The following is a 15,067-nucleotide window of genomic DNA, read 5'->3' on the forward strand; positions in this document are numbered from 1 at the left end:
AACGGACGAATCCTGCTCGTCTCGAGACGGGTGCTCAAATTGACTGTTTCGTTCCGGTTCGGGTTCGAACCAGCTCGAGGGGACGAAGTGGGACCGTTCTCGAGAATGAAACCGCTATACGGCGACAGGAAGACGGGAACAAGATGGAACGAGCAAAACCCGATGCAACCGTCGCGGATTTATATACGTTCGCCGATGGAATCACGGACCACAATGGCACCACTCATCGGCGCACTGGTTGCGTTCATCGTCGCACTGCTGGTCGGCGGCCTGGCGATCTACCTCGCCGCGGGCGTCGTCGTCGACGCTCACAGTTACGAGCACGCAATCGTGACGGCCATCGTCGGCGCCATCGGTTGGGCGCTCACCTCGTGGATCCCGCTCCTGGGGCCAATCATCGCCCTGATCGTCTGGATCGGCGTGATCAACTGGCGCTACCCCGGCGGCTGGGTGACCGCCGCAGCCATCGGCGTGATCGCCTGGCTGTCGGCGCTGGTGATTCTGTTTGTGCTCAACGCGATTCTGGGTCTCGGCGTCGGCGCGTTCGGCGTGCCGATCTGAGCCGTCCGGAGCGATTTCCCGTCCCCTCGTCGAAACGCGTCGTCCGCTCGAGTGTCACCCAACCCGGCCAAGCGCGTCGTTCGACCCGACCAAACGTGTCGTTTGATCCGAACGTTTTTCTCGAGTACCGAGAAAACAGACGTCCATGCAACGCCGGCTCGTTCTCGGCGGAATTCTCGCCTGTCTCTCGCTCGGACCCGGCTGCCTCTCGAGTGCCGACGAGGCCGAGAACGAGCCGGCGACGGTTGAGGATCCGCCCGAGTGGCTTCGAGAGCGTGGCCGCTGTGAAGACGAGTGGGCGTGGGGAGCGCTAGAACTCTCGAGAACGGACACCGAGTCGAGGTACGGTACCGCTACCGTCGCGTACGAGTTCCTCACCGAGGAATCGAAGCAACTCGTCCGCTTCGCGATCCACAACGACGGGGCCGAAGCGTGCACCCAGACCGGTGGATCCGCCTTTCAGACCCTTCTGAGCGACGTTCGCGATCTCGCGTATCGGCCCTACCAGGAGGAACACGGTAAACGCCCTCGAGTGTTCGCCATTCGTACGAGCGAAGCGGCCTTCCGGATCGAACGGCTGGAGGCGTTTGATGCAGTCCTCGTCTGAATCGGTGGCCGGACCCCGGTCGCCGGATCCTCTCTGGATTTGCGGTCGATACGCCCGTGTCGATCCTCGCCACGTCAATATTCCTCCGTCGGTACTCGCGAATCGCCAGCACCCCGCTCGAGAGAGGCCGACGGCTCGAGAACGTATTTTTGGATGAAAACGCTTCGAGAACGCCTCGAGTTCGCTAGTCGATGTCGATTCGCTTCGAGTCGTCGCTCTGCTCGAGTTTCGGCAGCGTCACGGTGAGGACGCCGTTGTTGTAGTTGGCCGTTATCGACTCCTCGTCGACCGGTTCGGGGAGGTGGAGCCGTCGACTGACCGACTGACGTGATCGCTCCCGGCGGAGGTATCGGTCGTGCTCGTCGGTGCGGTCGGTCTCCTGTTCGGCCTCGAGCCGGAGCGTCCCCTCGACGAGAGTCAACTCGATGTCCTCGGTCTCGAAGCCAGGGAGGTCGGCCGTCACGACGTATTCGTCGCGGTGGTCGGCCACGTCGACGGCGACCGAACCCGGAAACGAGAGGCCGTTACCGCCGACGCCCGTTTCGAACTGCTTGCTGACTCGGTCGAGCATCTCCTCGAGGTCGTCGAACGGATTGCGTCGCATGCGAGTCGATAAGCGCTCGAGGAGGATAAATTGTGCCCCGGCGAGGACGACAGAACTGGTAGGTCCGAGCGGGTCTCGCATACACTCAGTCGACGACGTGCTCGAGGTCGTACGACCCCAGGCGGCGAACCCACCCCCTCTCGGCGAGGGCCTCCAGGTCGTCGAGAGCCTCCTGGGTGCGCTCCTCGTAGAGGCCAGCGTCGACGTCCATGTGGAAGACGTAATCGCCGAGTCGCTCCCCGCTTGGGCGGGACTCGACCCGGCTCAGGTTGATGTCGCGGTCGGCGAACGGCTCGAGGAGTTCGAGGAGCAGTCCGGGGTAGTTCGCGTTCGGATAGACGACGAGCGAGGTCTTCCCGCCGGCCTCCGAACGCTCGGAGGCGGGTGCGAGCGCGAAGAACCGCGTCGCGTTCGACGTCTGGTCCTGGATGTCAGCGGCGAGGACTTCGAGGTCGTCGCCCGCCGTGGCGGGGTGAGCGATGCCCGCGACGGAGGGGTTCTCGCGAGCGTACTCGACGCCCTGGGCCGTGCTCGAGACGGCCTCGAGGGTTGCGTCGGGGTACTCGGACTCGAGGTAGGAACGACACTGGGCGAGCGCCTGGGAGTGGCTGGCGATGGTGTCGAAGTTCGGTCCCTGTGCGAGCAGGGCGTGGCGGATCGGCGTGACGATTTCGCGGACGACGGCGACGTCGTACTCCGCGAGGGCGTCCTGGCTCTCGGTGACGCTCCCCTCGATGCTGTTCTCGATGGGAATTACCCCGCGGTCGAACTCGCCGGCGGCGACGGCGGCGACGATGTCGGTAACCGACTGGCGGAAGACCACGTCGTCGTCGAGCGCTCGCGTCGCGCGATGCGAATAGGTCCCTTCGGGGCCGAGCGTGACGGCTGTCATACCCGCTGGTGGGAGTCGAACCCCGAAAAGCGTGCCGAAGGTGGCCATTACTCGAGTTCACAGTCGGCCAACTCCACTTTCGACTCGACGCTAGAGCGACCCGTAATCGTCGCTGAAGATCTCGAGCGTGGCGACGAGCGCACCGAGGACGATGGGGCCGTAGAACAGCCCCATGAACCCAAAGGCAGTGACGCCGCCGAGGACGCCGATAATGATCACGGCCGGGTTGAGTTCGGCGTAGCGGTCGACGACGATCGGTCGCATGTAGTCGTCCGAAAGACCGACGATGATGGTACTGTAGATCGCCAGCCCAATCGCGAACGCCGGCTGGTTGATCAGGAGCAGGTAGACCACAGCGGGGCCCCAGACCAGGAACGAACCGACGATCGGAATCAGCGAGAGGACGATCATGATGACCGTCCAGAACAGCGAGTTCGGGATGCCGACGACGAACAGGCCGATTCCCGCCAGTCCGCCCTGAACCAGCGCGATGAGGACGTGACCGGCCAGCACCGCCCACGTCACGTTCTCGAGTGAGTCGAAGAGGTCGGTCTGGACGGCGTCCGGAAGCGGCGTCACCTCCCGAAGCCACCGGAGCAGGGAGTCGCCGTCCCGGAGGAGGTAGTAGAGCAAGAAGAGCGCCACGCCGATGCCGATAGCCGTGTGTGTGAGCCCCGCCAGTAGTTCCGGACTCCGTTCCAGGAGCGTCTGTCCCGCGGTACGGGCCCACTCCATGGCCGTCGACTCGAGGTCGACCCCAAATCGCTGGGCGACCGACTGGAAGGGCTCGAGCGGAAGCGAATCGGCGTCGGCGCCTTCGACGAGGGCACGGGCGTCGCGAAAGACGTACGCCACGACGATCACGACGGGGACGATGGCGAGGAGCAGTGCCAGCAAGACGAGCGAAAACGCAGCGATAGTGGGCGAGGTTCGTTGCTCCAGGCGACGCTGGGCCGGCGTCAGCACGAACGCGAGGAGGACGGCGGCCAGCACGTACTGGATGTACGGGAGGACGAGTTGTGCCGACAACAGCAGGAGGACGGTGATGAGAACGAGCAACGTCCCTCTCGATCGGTTCACACCTCGAACTCAACGGGGAGGGGGTTAAAAGCGGTGGCGGCAGGTACAGGCCGACGGCGGTGTACGGTCGAGAGCGACGGCCTGGACGCCGCCGAAGGTGCCTGCATGAAGATCCGATTACTGCTGGGAAATCGGGGAAACACGGGATTGACCGGCGTAAACGGTTCGTACGTCTCGACTGTCTCGTCGCTCGTCACACGGGTTCAAGGCCGTGGTTCACGAGAGAATCACGTATGTCGACCCAGCTCGACCCGCTCTCGCTCTCGGCCGACCTCCTCTACACGGTCAAGACGGACGGGGAGCGGGGCGCTCTCCGCGACCATCTCGCCACGCTCGAGCGAGCGCGACTCGACCGAGCGATCGGCGGCCGCGCGGAGAAACTCGCCTTCTGGCTCAACTGCTACAATGCCTACGTACAGATCCTCCTCGAGGACGACCCCTCGTTGCTCGAGGGTGGTGTGCTCGACCGTTGGAAGTTCTTCGCCAGGGATCGCGTTCCGATCGCCGGCGTCTGGCTGAGTCTCAACGACATTCAGCACGGACTCCTTCGTGGGTCGAGCCATCCCTGGGGGATGGGATACCTGCCGCGACCGTTCCCGACGGCCTTCGAGCGCCGGTTTCGACTCGAGTCGGTCGATCCCAGGATCCACTTCGCGCTGAACTGCGGCACCGAAAGCTGTCCCCCGGTGGCCGTCTATAGCCCGTCAGACGTCGAGACAGAACTCGAGACCGCGACCGACTGGTTCCTCGAGGAGAACGTGAGCTACCAGCCACGAGAGCGCGTCGCCCGCGTGCCGCGCGTCTTCCTCTGGTACCGCGGCGATTTCGGTGGCTCGAGCGGGATTCGGTCGTTCCTCGAGCGCTACGACGTGATTCCGCCCGGCGTGACGCCGACGCTCCAGTACGACGAGTACGACTGGTCGATGGATCTGGGGGATTATCGTCGAAAGTAACTCGTCGGGCCCTCGATGGCCGGATCAGGCCAAAACGGACCGAAGCGGGTCGAAACGGACCGAAGCGGGCCGCCGGCGTCATTCCGGCCAGGGGACCTCAGCGTCGTTGCCGGTCCGAAGACCTCAGTGCCCGCGCCCTTGACCCTCGAGGTACTCCTTCGTTCGCCCGAGCACGACGTACTCGGCCCGCTGGAGATCCGCCACCGATTCCGACCCCGTGACGAACATCGCCGTCTCGAGTTCGACGCGGAGGGTCTCGAGGAGGTCGACGACCGCCTCGGTTCCCTGCCCGGCTGGCGAGAGGAACGGCTTGGCGAGACCGCCAGCCTGCGCACCGAGGGCGATGGCCTTCGCCACGTCCAGACCCGAGCGAACGCCCCCGCTGGCGATCACGGTATCGTGGACGCTCGCGGCCTCGAGCGTGCTCACCGCGGTCGGGACGCCCCAGGCCCGGAAGCGTCGCCCGACGTGTTCCTGGCGGGTCGCGCCGACGGCGGCAGCCCGGTAGGACTCGATGCCCGACCACGTCGTCCCGCCCTTTCCGGCGACGTCGATGGCGTCGACGCCCGCCGCCGTCAGTCGCTCGGCGGTGCCTCGGGCGATGCCATTGCCCGTCTCCTTGACGATCACCGGCACCGAGAGTTCGCTTGCGACCGTTTCGATGGCCTCGAGACAGCCGCGCGCGTCGACGTCGCCCTCGGGCTGGACCGCCTCCTGGAGGAAGTTGAGGTGGATCGCCATCGCGTCCGCATCGATCATCTCCACGGCGCGCTCGACGTCGCTCACGTCGTACTCGAGCAACTGGGCGACGCCGACGTTGCCGTAGAGGAAGGCGTCGGGGCCGGCCTCCCTGACCACGGTGTAGGACTCGAGGAGGTCCGGATCGTCGAGTTCGATCCCGGCGCGCTGGCTGCCGACGCCCATCGCGACGCCCGTCTCCTGGGCCGCGGCGGCGAGCGATCGGTTGATCTTCGTGGTGTTGGGGTGGCCGCCGGTCATGCTCTCGATGACGATGGGGGCCGCGAGTTCGTGGCCGAAGAGGTCCACGCTCGTATCGATTTCGTCCCGGTGGATCTCCGGCAGTGCCTCGTGAACGAGTTCGATATCCTCGAACCCGGTCCCCGAGGTCTCGACGTCTTCTTCTTCGATAATGCGGATGTGGTCGTCTTTGCGGTCGGATGTCTCGGGCATCGCTTCGTCTCTGCTGTGTCGTTCGCCGGCGGTATTGAAAAGGTGTCCATTCGCGACGGTCGGTCGCCTACCCGATGCTATCGCCGGGTACCACACAATCGCCACCGTCGCTGAACCAGTTGTGACGTGGCCCAACTGTGGGCCGGTCGCGTGGTGTCGGAATCGTTCAGGGCCGCTCCGAGCCGTTCGCGACCCACTCGATCGACGACGAGACGGGGCGGAATCTCGACGACTCCACGGAAAGGCGTCCGACCGTTCCAGGGTTTTTGTGGCTGTCCGGCGAAGGCAACTCCATGTGGCGAGCAATCGTCCTCGGGTTCAGCGTCGTCGAAACCCTGTTCCCCGACCGGATCATCGCGTGGGGAGAACGACAGGCGTTCGAGAATCCGAACGCCGGCGAGTTGCGCACGTGGACCATGCCGATGGCCCGACTCGAGGGCGTGCTGTTCGCGTGGCTCGCCCTCCGTGAACGAGAAAGCGCGCCGTCCATCGGGCCGGTTCTCGCCGTCCTCGGCGTACCAGCCCTCCTGGCCCCGAAGCGGTTCGTTCGAACGGCGCTCGAACTCGCCTACCGGAACCCGGACGATCTCGAGTTGAAACCGTGGGTGGTTCCGTTGACTCGAGCGATCGGTCTCTGCTACGTCGTCCTCGGCACCGTCGCCGGTCGCGTGTCGGCACCCGCCGAGGACTCGCGATCGGAGGAGAATACTCGCCTGGAGTAGCGTCTTTCCCGTCGACGATAGGTGGGACGCGATAAACAGGACGTAAAACGCAAAACACGCGTCTCGACGTACCCGGCTTCGAGCTAGTACGACCGAACCTCGAGTCCGTCGTCGGTTCCGACGTACGTCGTGTCCGCGAAATCGACGAACAGGCCGTGCTCGAGGACGGCGGGAATCGACGAAAGGTCGCGGGCGAGGGCGGCCGGGTCGTCGATCGAACCGAATGCGCAGTCGAGAACGAGGTTCCCGTTGTCCGTGACCACGGGGCCGTCCTTGTGCGTCGCCATGCGGAGGGTCGGATCGCCGCCCAGGTCTTCAATGCGGTCCGCGACGACGGTGTGTGCCGCGGGGAGCACTTCGACTGGAACCGGCGCCTCGAGCACAGGGACGAGTTTCGAGGAATCCGCGACGACGACGAACCGGTCGGCCGCGGCGGCGACGAGCTTTTCGCGGGCGTGGGCCGCGCCGCCACCCTTGATCAGCGCCCTGTGGGCAGGGGAGTCGGGGTCGTCGACGACCTGATCAGCTCCGTCGATGGCCAGATCGATCCCGTCAACGGCGTCGAGGTCGGTCAGCGGGATACCGACGTCGAGGGCCAGTCGCCTGGACTGGAAGGAGGTCGCAATCCCTCGTATCTCGAGGCCGTCCGCGACTGCACGGCCGAGTGCCTCGATGGCGTAGGCGGTCGTCGACCCGGTGCCGAGGCCGACGACCATCCCGTCCTCGACCTCCTCGGCTGCTCGTTCCCCCGCACGGCGCTTGTGGGCGTCGGCACCGCCCGACGATTTCGCGCTCATACCGTCACGAGCGGGCGGCGGCGGGAAAAACGTAGCCCTCGAGGTCGACCCTCGGTCGGCTGATCGAGACGAGTCGAGACCAACTCGGTCGGCGATCGCGGCGAGTCGACCCCACCCCGCCAAAGTTTTTGGCTCGAGCGAGCCTTGTAGAGGGACGATGGGACCGAGCGACGACGCGGTGACGATGACCGACGTGCGAAAGACGTACCGCGTCGGCGAACCGGTACACGCCCTCGACGGCGTCACGCTGTCGATCCCGCGCGGGTCCTACACGGCCATCATGGGCCCGAGCGGATCGGGGAAGTCGACGCTGATGAACCTCGTCGGCTGTCTCGACACCCCGACGTCGGGCACCGTCGCCGTCGACGGGGAAGACATTTCGACGCTCTCGGAACGCGAGCGCACCCGCCTGCGGGGAACTAGGGTCGGATTCGTCTTCCAGACGTTCAACCTGATGCCGCGGTTGAACGCCCTCGAGAACGTGGCCCTCCCCCAGTTGTTTCGCAGTGTCGGCCGGACGGAGCGCCACGACCGTGCGCGAAACCTGCTCGAGCGCGTCGGACTCGGCGACCGACTCGATCACCTCCCGAACGAGTTATCGGGCGGCCAGCGCCAGCGGGTCGCCCTCGCCCGCGCGCTGGTGAACGATCCGGCGATCGTGCTCGCCGACGAACCCTCCGGCAACCTGGACACCAAAACGGAGGCGGACGTGCTCGACCTCTTCGAGGAGTTCCACGACGCCGGGACGACGCTCATCGTCGTCACGCACGAGCGCCACGTCGCCGAACGCGCCGATCGCATCGTCCACCTGCTGGACGGGAACGTCGAACGAATCGAGTCGCTTGAAGGTGGGAGTGAGAAGGCGTCCTCCGGTGGCGATTCTCGAGTGGAAACGAAGGGGTCTAGCGAGGGGGTTCGGAGCGAAATGGTGGACGAAGGAACTGCTGGTCGAACCTCGATTAATGGTGTGTCTTCGGACGATAACGATCCCACCGTGAGTGATCATGACCCCACCGCGAGCCAAGACGACCCCACCACGAGCGAGGAGGAGCGCTGATGAACCCACTCGAGTCGCTCCGGCTCTCCTGGCGGTCGATTCGCGGTCACCGACTTCGGTCGGCGCTGACGACACTTGGAGTGATCATCGGCGTCGCCGCCGTCATCGCCTTCGTCGCCCTCGGTGCCAGCCTGCAAGCCGGCATCATCGGCGACATCAGCCCCGACGACCAGCGGAACCTCTACGGCTGGGCGGCCGACCCGGACACCGAGGGCGGACCGCTCGCTGGCGCCCAGTTCGTCTTCAGCCAGGACGACCTCGAGGCCGTCGAGGAACTCGAGGCCGTCGACGCCGCTTACGGCTATGCCACCATCGACGCCCAGTCGGTAACCCACGCGGGTGAGACCCGGTTACAGAGCAACGGTCTGATCGCCGCTGGCCCGTCCTACGTTCGCGAGTCCTCCCTGCGCGAGGGACGCCAGTTCGAGATGGGCGAGCGCGAGGCCGTCATCAACCCCGCAGCCGCCGAGCAGTTCGAGGAGAACGTCAGCGTTGGCGACGAACTCGAGGTCCGGATCGCCACCGGCGGAACCGAGACGGTTACCGTCGTCGGGATCACCGACACCTCGGAGGGGCTGAGCCCGTTCGAGGGGTTCGACGCGGCGCCACGAATGTACGTCCCGACGGATCCGTTCTACCTCGAGCAGGCGGTCGGTCCTGCGGGCGGGGGTGGTGACTCGGGTGAGGGGAACGACGATAGCGAATCTGAAAACGACGAGACCAGTTCGGAAACCGACGTCCGCTACCTCGCCATCATCGTCGAGGCTCCCAGCGCCGACGAGGACGACGTCGACGCCGCTCGAGACGCCGCCACTGCGTACTTCGAGAGCGATGAGTCCGACGCGAGCGAGTTCCTCGGCGAGGACGTCGCCGTCACCCTCCAGACCAGCACCCAGTTGCTCCAGCAACTCGAGGACATCCTGGACATCCTTCAGAGTTTCATCGTCGGCATCGCCGCCATCTCGCTCGTCGTCGGTTCGATCGGTATCGCGAACATCATGCTGGTCAGCGTGACCGAGCGAACCCGCGAAATCGGGATCATGAAAGCCGTCGGCGCGCAGAACCGAGACGTCCTCGGACTGTTCCTCACCGAGGCCGTGATCCTCGGCGTCATCGGAGCGGTTCTGGGAACCGCCCTCGGACTGGCCGTCGCAGCCATCGGCGCCAGGTACATTGACATCCCGCTGGTGTACCCACTCGAGTACGTCGCCCTCGCCATCGTTGCCGGCATCCTGGTCGGCGTCGTGTCCGGGTTGTATCCGGCCTGGCGTGCCGCGAGGACGGATCCGATCGACGCACTTCGATACGAGTGAGCGTCGGTCGCGGTCGATTGGGTCGGAACTATCGGCGGTCTCGCTCGTGTCGCCGATTCGATTCTGGCTCTAGATCCGTTTGTCGGCGTTCCGATTCGGGTTCGAGATCCGTTTGTCGGCGTTCCGATTCGGGTTCGAGATCCGCTCGTCGACGTTCCGATTCGTATTCTGAATTGCGTTCTGAATCGTATCCTGAATCGAGTTCTCGACGATCCGGTCCGCGAGAAGTGTCGTCCGCGCTGCTCGTCGGCGTGAGCCCGAGTGATCGCTGGAGCCGACGCCGTTCGTCCGGGTATTCGGCAGCGAGCATCGATCCAACGAAGCCTCCGACGGCCGCGCCGCCAATGGTGTAGAGACAGGTGGCGACGCCGAACGCGAGGACGAAGAACAGCACGAGAGCGAACCCCTCCACGGGGAATCCACTAAGGGCTGCACCGAAGCCGAACAGTCCAAGGAACAGGAAGAGTACGCCGGCGATCGGCACGGTCATGATCGCCCCCGCGAGCGCACCCGAAACGGTCCCCCTACGAGCGTCGCGGCCCTCGAGGAATCCGGACGCTGCACCGCCCAGGACGGTCGAAAACGGGAGAAACGAGAGAACGACCCCGACGATCGCTCCGATGACCGCGTGAACTGGCGTCGACGAGCGGACCATACGCGAACGTATGACGCCGAGTTGGAAAAACACCGTACCCTCGAGAGAGGTATCGTAGATCCGACACTCGTGGAGAGTGTGAGAGTCGATCCTCGAGATGTGATGTGTTTCCAGGGAATCGAGAAACAATGCAGTCTCGAAAGTTCAAGGAGCGACGCAGTCTCGAAGTGTCGAGAAACGACACGATATCAGGGGACCGAGAAGAGACGCAATCTCGAGCAACAACCTTTGAACGCGTTGACATCGGACTTATGCACCAGCGCGACGATATCTCGCACGATGGGACTGGATCGACGGTCGTACCTTCGCGTCGCAACCGGATCCACGACGCTCGCCCTGACGACGCTCGCGGGTTGTGCCACCCGCGAATCGGAACCAGAGCCACAGGAGCCAGACGGCGACGACGAACCCGACGAACCCAAGGACGAAGGCGTCCTTCGAGTCGCGACGACGGACGCGTTCGCCCACGGCGAGAATCCCGCCTCAGCCTGGCTCAAAACCCAGTTCGAGGAGACGTTTGACAACGTCGAAGTCAACTGGGTTATTCCCGAATCGGGCATCGGTCACTACGTCGAACGCGAGCAGCGCGGATTTCTCCCGGACGTCGACGCCTACGTCGGCCTCTCGGCCGCTGACCTCGCGACCGTCGACCACAACCTCGAGGAGGGCGGCCTGTTTCGCGAACTCAACCGGGATCGAATCGAGACGCTCGACGGTGTCCTCGACGGCCTCGACATCGAGGATCCCGACGGGCGAATCGTCCCGGTCAGCACGCAGTACTCCTGCCTGATGGTCGACGAGACCCGTATCGACCCACCCACCCAACTCGAGGAACTCGGCGAACCGGCCTACGCCGACTCGCTGCTCACCCCGACGCCGTCCCGCGGTCGGGGCGGCGCCTTCCTCGACTGGCTGTTCGAGTCCGTCGGTCCCGACGACACACTGGCCCTCTGGGCCGAACTCGAGGACAACGGACTCGACGTCTACGACACCTGGGTCGAGACGTTACTGGCGTACGCCGAGCGCACTCGACCGATGACCGTCGCCTACGCGGCGGATGCGCTCGCGGCGATCGACCGGGCAGTGACGTCAGATACCGACGAAACACGGGGGAGCGAGCAAAACGAAACTGACGGCCCGGACAATGCGACCGACGAAACCGGGGCTGACGGCCAGGGTGCCACCGATTCGGGCACGGACGACGACGCCAACGAATCGGGTGCAGACGACGGGTCGGATGCGGACGGCGGCGGTTCCAACGGCGAGGACTCGAGCGCAGACGACGACTCGGGGGACGACTCGAACGCGGACGACCCGGACGATGAATCGGCCGACGAAGCGACCGACATCGGCGGCGACCCCGATCAGTACCAGGTCACATACCTCGACGGGGAGGCCTACGCCGAACCCCTCCAGATGGCCATCTTCGAAAACGCGATCAACGTCGACCTGGCCTACACGTTCCTCGAGTTCGCGCTCTCACCGGAGATTCAGGCCGGACTCGCTCCACGCCTCGGGCAGTACCCGGTGCACCCCATCGCCGAACTCGAGTTTCCCGAGGAGTTCGGCGTCTACGCCGACCACGCCGAGGACCCGCCGTCCGTCGTGACGTTTTCGTACGAAACCCGCCGGGACGACCTCCCAGCGTGGCGCGGTGCCTGGGAGGAGGAGTTCGGCTACTGAGAACGCCGCGAGCGGGCGTTGAAGCGGGCGTTGCCGGAATTTCCTGCAGCGAGAAGTTTGAGGCGTCTCGACGAGAAGTCGGGGCGTCGGGGCGGGAGGTCAGGGTGTCTCGGCGAGAAGTCGGGGTACATCTTGCTGCGAAGATGGTGATGCCTTACCGGCTCGAGTCGAGTCGCTCGCGAAATCGCTCGAGGCCGAACTCGAGCATGTCGGGACTGACCGGCTGAAACTCGTCGTCGTCCGGAAGGAACTGACGGACCGAATCCCAGCTGTCGCGAGCGTACCGTTCGTCGAGAAGGATGCGGACGCCGACGTCCTCGGGCGATCGGATTACCCGACCAATCGCCTGTCTGGCCTTCCGAACCGCCGGGACCGTCAGCGCGTAGGTGAACCCGTCGCCGAACGCGTCGTCGTAGGCCCGCCGAATCGCCTTCGTCCGCGGACTCGCCGTGTTGACGATCGGAACACCGCAGATGACCGCCGCCGCGAGGCGGTCCCCGCTGTAGTCGACGCCCTCCGTCAGGGTCCCGCGAAGGCTCGTGACGAGTACCTTCCCCCCGCCCGCAAAGAACTCATCTTTCAGGGATTCCGTGGCGTCGTCGCTGCTCGAGGCGTCGAGCAAGACGGGCTTGTCGACTCCCGGATGCGCCTCGAGGACCGACGCGGCCCACTCGGCCTCGCCGTAGCTCGGCATTCCGACGAGGACGTTCCCCGGAAGTCGGGCGACCTGCGCCAGCGCGTCCGCGTACGCGGTTCGCGTCGACGTCTCCTCGCTAGGCGGCCCCCGGTTGTCGTAGGTGAACTTCGGCACCGAAACCGCGAAGCTCTCGCGATTGGCCTCAGGGAAGTGCAAGCCGTACTGCCGTTCGACGACCGGACGCCCTTCCTCGCGCGCGAGGTACTCGAGACCCGTGACCTCCCGGAAGGCGCCCATCGGCTCGAGGGTCGCGCTCATCAAAATGCCGCCGCCGAACGCTGACAGTCGCGAACCGATGGCGTCGCTGGGAACGCAGCTGTGCAGGGCGAGTCGAGCCGTGTACGCTCGCCGCCAGGAGTCGGCCGGCTCCATCTCATCCCAGGTTCGCTCGAGTTCGATCTCTCGGAAGTTCGTCGTGTGATCGCGACGGTACCACTCCCCGAGCAAGCGGCCGACGGCGGGCGAAGCCCGGGTCTTCTCCTCGTCCTCGGCCTCATTGAGAATCCGCTCGGCGACCGCCCCGACCGACTCGGCTCGCACCCAGGTCGCGTCGCTGTACCCCGCCTCGGCTGCCCACTCGGAAATTTCGTCCTCGGCCGGCATCGTCGGATCGCGAAGCGGGATTTCGTCGTCCTCGAGCGACGTCAGATCGGTCTGCCAGGCCCGATTTGTCCGCTCCAGGTGGGCGCGAACTCGACGGTCGAGTTCCCCACGGAGGTCCTGGACGAATTCGAGGGTGCGCTCGAGTCCCTCGACCGAGACGTCAGTGTCGTTCAGTTCGGCGCGAACGAGGTCTGCGTCGGCAGTCTTCGAGCCACCCTGGGCCTGGCGACCCTCCTGGTCGAATCGGACTGGCTGGAGCACCCGCGAGAGTTCCGTTTCGGCGTCGCGAAGCGTGGTGTCTGCGACCCTGTCGCTCACTAGATCGCGAACTCGGGGCTCGAGCATGTGAGCTTCGTCACAGACGACGAACGTCGACTCGTCGAGCAGAGCGCCGGTGAACGCGGCGGTCGTCGTCGGGTCGAAAGCGTGGTAGTAGTTGCCGATGACGACCTCCACGTGGCCCAGCACGGCCCCCATCACCGAGTGTGGGCAAGTGCCGTGTCGAACCGACCCAGCGACGAGGTCTTCAGGTGTGAGCAGGCCGGTTTCGGTCACGTCGAAGGGAGCCGCTTCGACTGGATCGGCGTCGCTTCCCTCCTCCGGCAGGTCCTCAAGATACTGGGCGTAGAACGGACAGTACTCGACCTCGCTTCCGGCGGGGCCGCCGGTATTGTACTCCGGCATCTCCGGTGGGTACGGCGTCGGTTCGCCGGCCGTCTCGAGATAGCGCGCACCGGCGCGGCTAATGGTCGATCCGCCCGTTCCTGTGTTACCGTTATCGCCACCGACACCCCCTTCGGTTCCACTGGAACGTCCCCCGCTCCGGACTCCACTATCGGCCAGCCCAATCTGCTGGCTTCGGGCCTGGGCAGCGAGCGCACCGGCCGTCGTCGAGCCACCCTCACCAGTGAGATCGCGCGTGCGATCGCGAAGGGTTTCGCATCGGTCGTAGACGTTGTCGTCGCTGATTCCGCCTGCGTTTTCACGGTTGTACGGGCAGACGTCGGCCTTGCCGACGAGCGTGAGTCCCGAAATCGGGTTCCAGTCGGTGGGCAGGTTCTCGTTGATCGTCTCGAGGTCCGTCTCGAACTGGCGCAGTTGCTGTTTGACGCTCGTGAGGACGAACACCCGTTCGTACTGGCTGTCGGGGTCACGAACGAGATCGATGCCCGCAGTGAGCGCGATCATCGTCTTGCCGGTCCCACAGGCTCCTTCGATGACCGTGTACCCGCCCTCGGTAGCAGTTTCGATGGCCGTCTCGATCCCGTCGACTTGCTCGTCGTAGGGTTCGTCGTGGCCGAACACTGGGCGCCAGTCCGTCATCTCCTCCGTACTCATCGTCGGTCGTGCATAGGGTTGACGGACTGATCTGGCCGCGGCATCGTATATAAAGGATCGGCAGCGACGTTTGAAGTCGAAAAACGAATCGTCGGTCGGTAGCGACGAGATAAATTGTCGTCACTCGAGTTTGCAGTCGAATTGACTCGTCGGTCGAGCCCGGTGGACTGTCGTCTCGACTGGAACGCGAGGCTCGCTAGAACACCACCTGATGATTCGGAAACCCACCACTGTAACGCACCACAAAAGACACGGGCCGGCCATCGGAACGACCAGCCGCGACCCTGTATTCCCAGGTGGCCACCCCCCAGTGG

At 65.0% G+C, this 15,067-nt stretch carries 14 protein-coding genes; 7 read left to right on the plus strand and 7 right to left on the minus strand.

Going from position 1 to position 15,067, the window contains the following annotated elements:
• Window positions 1–213 precede the first annotated feature (213 nt).
• Together NGM29_RS03045 and NGM29_RS03050 are read left to right on the plus strand one after the other, a co-directional pair.
• Window positions 214–561: a hypothetical protein gene (locus NGM29_RS03045; protein ID WP_254158880.1), complete on the plus strand. Its 348-nt coding sequence runs from the start codon at window positions 214–216 to the stop codon at window positions 559–561.
• 145 nt (window positions 562–706) lie between these two features.
• A complete protein-coding gene (locus tag NGM29_RS03050) occupies window positions 707–1,168 on the plus strand; it encodes a hypothetical protein (RefSeq protein ID WP_254158882.1) in 462 nt (153 codons plus the stop codon).
• A 184-nt stretch (window positions 1,169–1,352) separates the two neighbouring features.
• Here the strand turns inward: NGM29_RS03050 and NGM29_RS03055 are convergent, their stop codons facing one another.
• The 3 genes from NGM29_RS03055 to NGM29_RS03065 all read right to left on the minus strand — a co-directional run bounded on the left by NGM29_RS03055 (window position 1,353) and on the right by NGM29_RS03065 (window position 3,744).
• A complete protein-coding gene (locus NGM29_RS03055; protein ID WP_254158884.1) occupies window positions 1,353–1,772 on the minus strand; it encodes an Hsp20/alpha crystallin family protein in 420 nt (139 codons plus the stop codon).
• Between the two features lie 85 nt (window positions 1,773–1,857).
• Entirely contained in the window at window positions 1,858–2,664 is an 807-nt protein-coding gene (gene pheA, locus NGM29_RS03060; RefSeq protein WP_254158886.1) for a prephenate dehydratase, read from the minus strand.
• A gap of 90 nt (window positions 2,665–2,754) precedes the next feature.
• Window positions 2,755–3,744: an AI-2E family transporter gene (locus NGM29_RS03065; RefSeq protein WP_254158888.1), complete on the minus strand. Its 990-nt coding sequence runs from the start codon at window positions 3,742–3,744 to the stop codon at window positions 2,755–2,757.
• Between the two features lie 233 nt (window positions 3,745–3,977).
• On the opposite strand from NGM29_RS03065, the gene NGM29_RS03070 reads away from it, so the two are divergent.
• Entirely contained in the window at window positions 3,978–4,697 is a 720-nt protein-coding gene (locus NGM29_RS03070; protein ID WP_254158890.1) for a DUF547 domain-containing protein, read from the plus strand.
• A 123-nt stretch (window positions 4,698–4,820) separates the two neighbouring features.
• Here the strand turns inward: NGM29_RS03070 and fni are convergent, their stop codons facing one another.
• Window positions 4,821–5,888 carry a type 2 isopentenyl-diphosphate Delta-isomerase gene (gene fni / locus NGM29_RS03075; protein WP_254158892.1) on the minus strand — a complete coding sequence of 356 codons (1,068 nt, stop codon included), beginning with the start codon at window positions 5,886–5,888 and terminating at the stop codon, window positions 4,821–4,823.
• 293 nt (window positions 5,889–6,181) lie between these two features.
• Here fni and NGM29_RS03080 point away from each other — a divergent pair, with 293 nt between their 5' ends.
• On the plus strand, window positions 6,182–6,610 hold the full coding sequence (locus NGM29_RS03080; RefSeq protein ID WP_254158894.1) for a hypothetical protein: 429 nt from the start codon (window positions 6,182–6,184) through the stop codon (window positions 6,608–6,610).
• An 83-nt stretch (window positions 6,611–6,693) separates the two neighbouring features.
• Here NGM29_RS03080 and rpiA read toward each other — a convergent pair whose 3' ends face one another.
• The gene (gene rpiA, locus NGM29_RS03085) at window positions 6,694–7,407 is read right to left on the minus strand and encodes a ribose-5-phosphate isomerase RpiA (protein ID WP_254158896.1); all 714 of its coding nucleotides are present in this window, start codon (window positions 7,405–7,407) and stop codon (window positions 6,694–6,696) included.
• Between the two features lie 157 nt (window positions 7,408–7,564).
• Here rpiA and NGM29_RS03090 point away from each other — a divergent pair, with 157 nt between their 5' ends.
• Complete coding sequence (locus NGM29_RS03090; protein ID WP_254158898.1) at window positions 7,565–8,464, plus strand: ABC transporter ATP-binding protein; 900 nt, start codon at window positions 7,565–7,567, stop codon at window positions 8,462–8,464.
• Window positions 8,464–9,777 (plus strand): ABC transporter permease, encoded by a 1,314-nt coding sequence (locus NGM29_RS03095; protein WP_254158900.1) that lies wholly within the window; start codon window positions 8,464–8,466, stop codon window positions 9,775–9,777. The genes NGM29_RS03090 and NGM29_RS03095 overlap by 1 nt, the downstream gene beginning before the upstream one ends.
• Before the next feature lie 28 nt (window positions 9,778–9,805).
• On the opposite strand, the gene NGM29_RS03100 is transcribed toward NGM29_RS03095, so the two are convergent.
• Window positions 9,806–10,432: a DUF5518 domain-containing protein gene (locus NGM29_RS03100; protein WP_254158902.1), complete on the minus strand. Its 627-nt coding sequence runs from the start codon at window positions 10,430–10,432 to the stop codon at window positions 9,806–9,808.
• A gap of 279 nt (window positions 10,433–10,711) precedes the next feature.
• Here NGM29_RS03100 and NGM29_RS03105 point away from each other — a divergent pair, with 279 nt between their 5' ends.
• Window positions 10,712–12,115 (plus strand): ABC transporter substrate-binding protein, encoded by a 1,404-nt coding sequence (locus NGM29_RS03105; RefSeq protein WP_254158904.1) that lies wholly within the window; start codon window positions 10,712–10,714, stop codon window positions 12,113–12,115.
• A 154-nt stretch (window positions 12,116–12,269) separates the two neighbouring features.
• On the opposite strand, the gene NGM29_RS03110 is transcribed toward NGM29_RS03105, so the two are convergent.
• Window positions 12,270–14,738: an ATP-dependent DNA helicase gene (locus tag NGM29_RS03110; RefSeq protein ID WP_254160386.1), complete on the minus strand. Its 2,469-nt coding sequence runs from the start codon at window positions 14,736–14,738 to the stop codon at window positions 12,270–12,272.
• Between the last annotated feature and the right edge of the window lie 329 nt (window positions 14,739–15,067).

Source organism: Natronosalvus rutilus, assembly GCF_024204665.1.
Classification (GTDB): Archaea; Halobacteriota; Halobacteria; order Halobacteriales; family Natrialbaceae; genus Natronosalvus; species Natronosalvus rutilus.

Coding starts and splice junctions, on each gene's coding strand:
- NGM29_RS03045 (WP_254158880.1), top strand. CDS start 214: ATGGCACCACTCATCGGCGCACTGGTTGCGTTCATCGTCGCACTGCTG.
- NGM29_RS03050 (WP_254158882.1), top strand. CDS start 707: ATGCAACGCCGGCTCGTTCTCGGCGGAATTCTCGCCTGTCTCTCGCTC.
- NGM29_RS03055 (WP_254158884.1), bottom strand. CDS start 1,772: ATGCGACGCAATCCGTTCGACGACCTCGAGGAGATGCTCGACCGAGTC.
- pheA (WP_254158886.1), bottom strand. CDS start 2,664: ATGACAGCCGTCACGCTCGGCCCCGAAGGGACCTATTCGCATCGCGCG.
- NGM29_RS03070 (WP_254158890.1), top strand. CDS start 3,978: ATGTCGACCCAGCTCGACCCGCTCTCGCTCTCGGCCGACCTCCTCTAC.
- fni (WP_254158892.1), bottom strand. CDS start 5,888: ATGCCCGAGACATCCGACCGCAAAGACGACCACATCCGCATTATCGAA.
- NGM29_RS03080 (WP_254158894.1), top strand. CDS start 6,182: ATGTGGCGAGCAATCGTCCTCGGGTTCAGCGTCGTCGAAACCCTGTTC.
- rpiA (WP_254158896.1), bottom strand. CDS start 7,407: ATGAGCGCGAAATCGTCGGGCGGTGCCGACGCCCACAAGCGCCGTGCG.
- NGM29_RS03090 (WP_254158898.1), top strand. CDS start 7,565: ATGGGACCGAGCGACGACGCGGTGACGATGACCGACGTGCGAAAGACG.
- NGM29_RS03095 (WP_254158900.1), top strand. CDS start 8,464: ATGAACCCACTCGAGTCGCTCCGGCTCTCCTGGCGGTCGATTCGCGGT.
- NGM29_RS03100 (WP_254158902.1), bottom strand. CDS start 10,432: ATGGTCCGCTCGTCGACGCCAGTTCACGCGGTCATCGGAGCGATCGTC.
- NGM29_RS03105 (WP_254158904.1), top strand. CDS start 10,712: ATGGGACTGGATCGACGGTCGTACCTTCGCGTCGCAACCGGATCCACG.
- NGM29_RS03110 (WP_254160386.1), bottom strand. CDS start 14,738: ATGACGGACTGGCGCCCAGTGTTCGGCCACGACGAACCCTACGACGAG.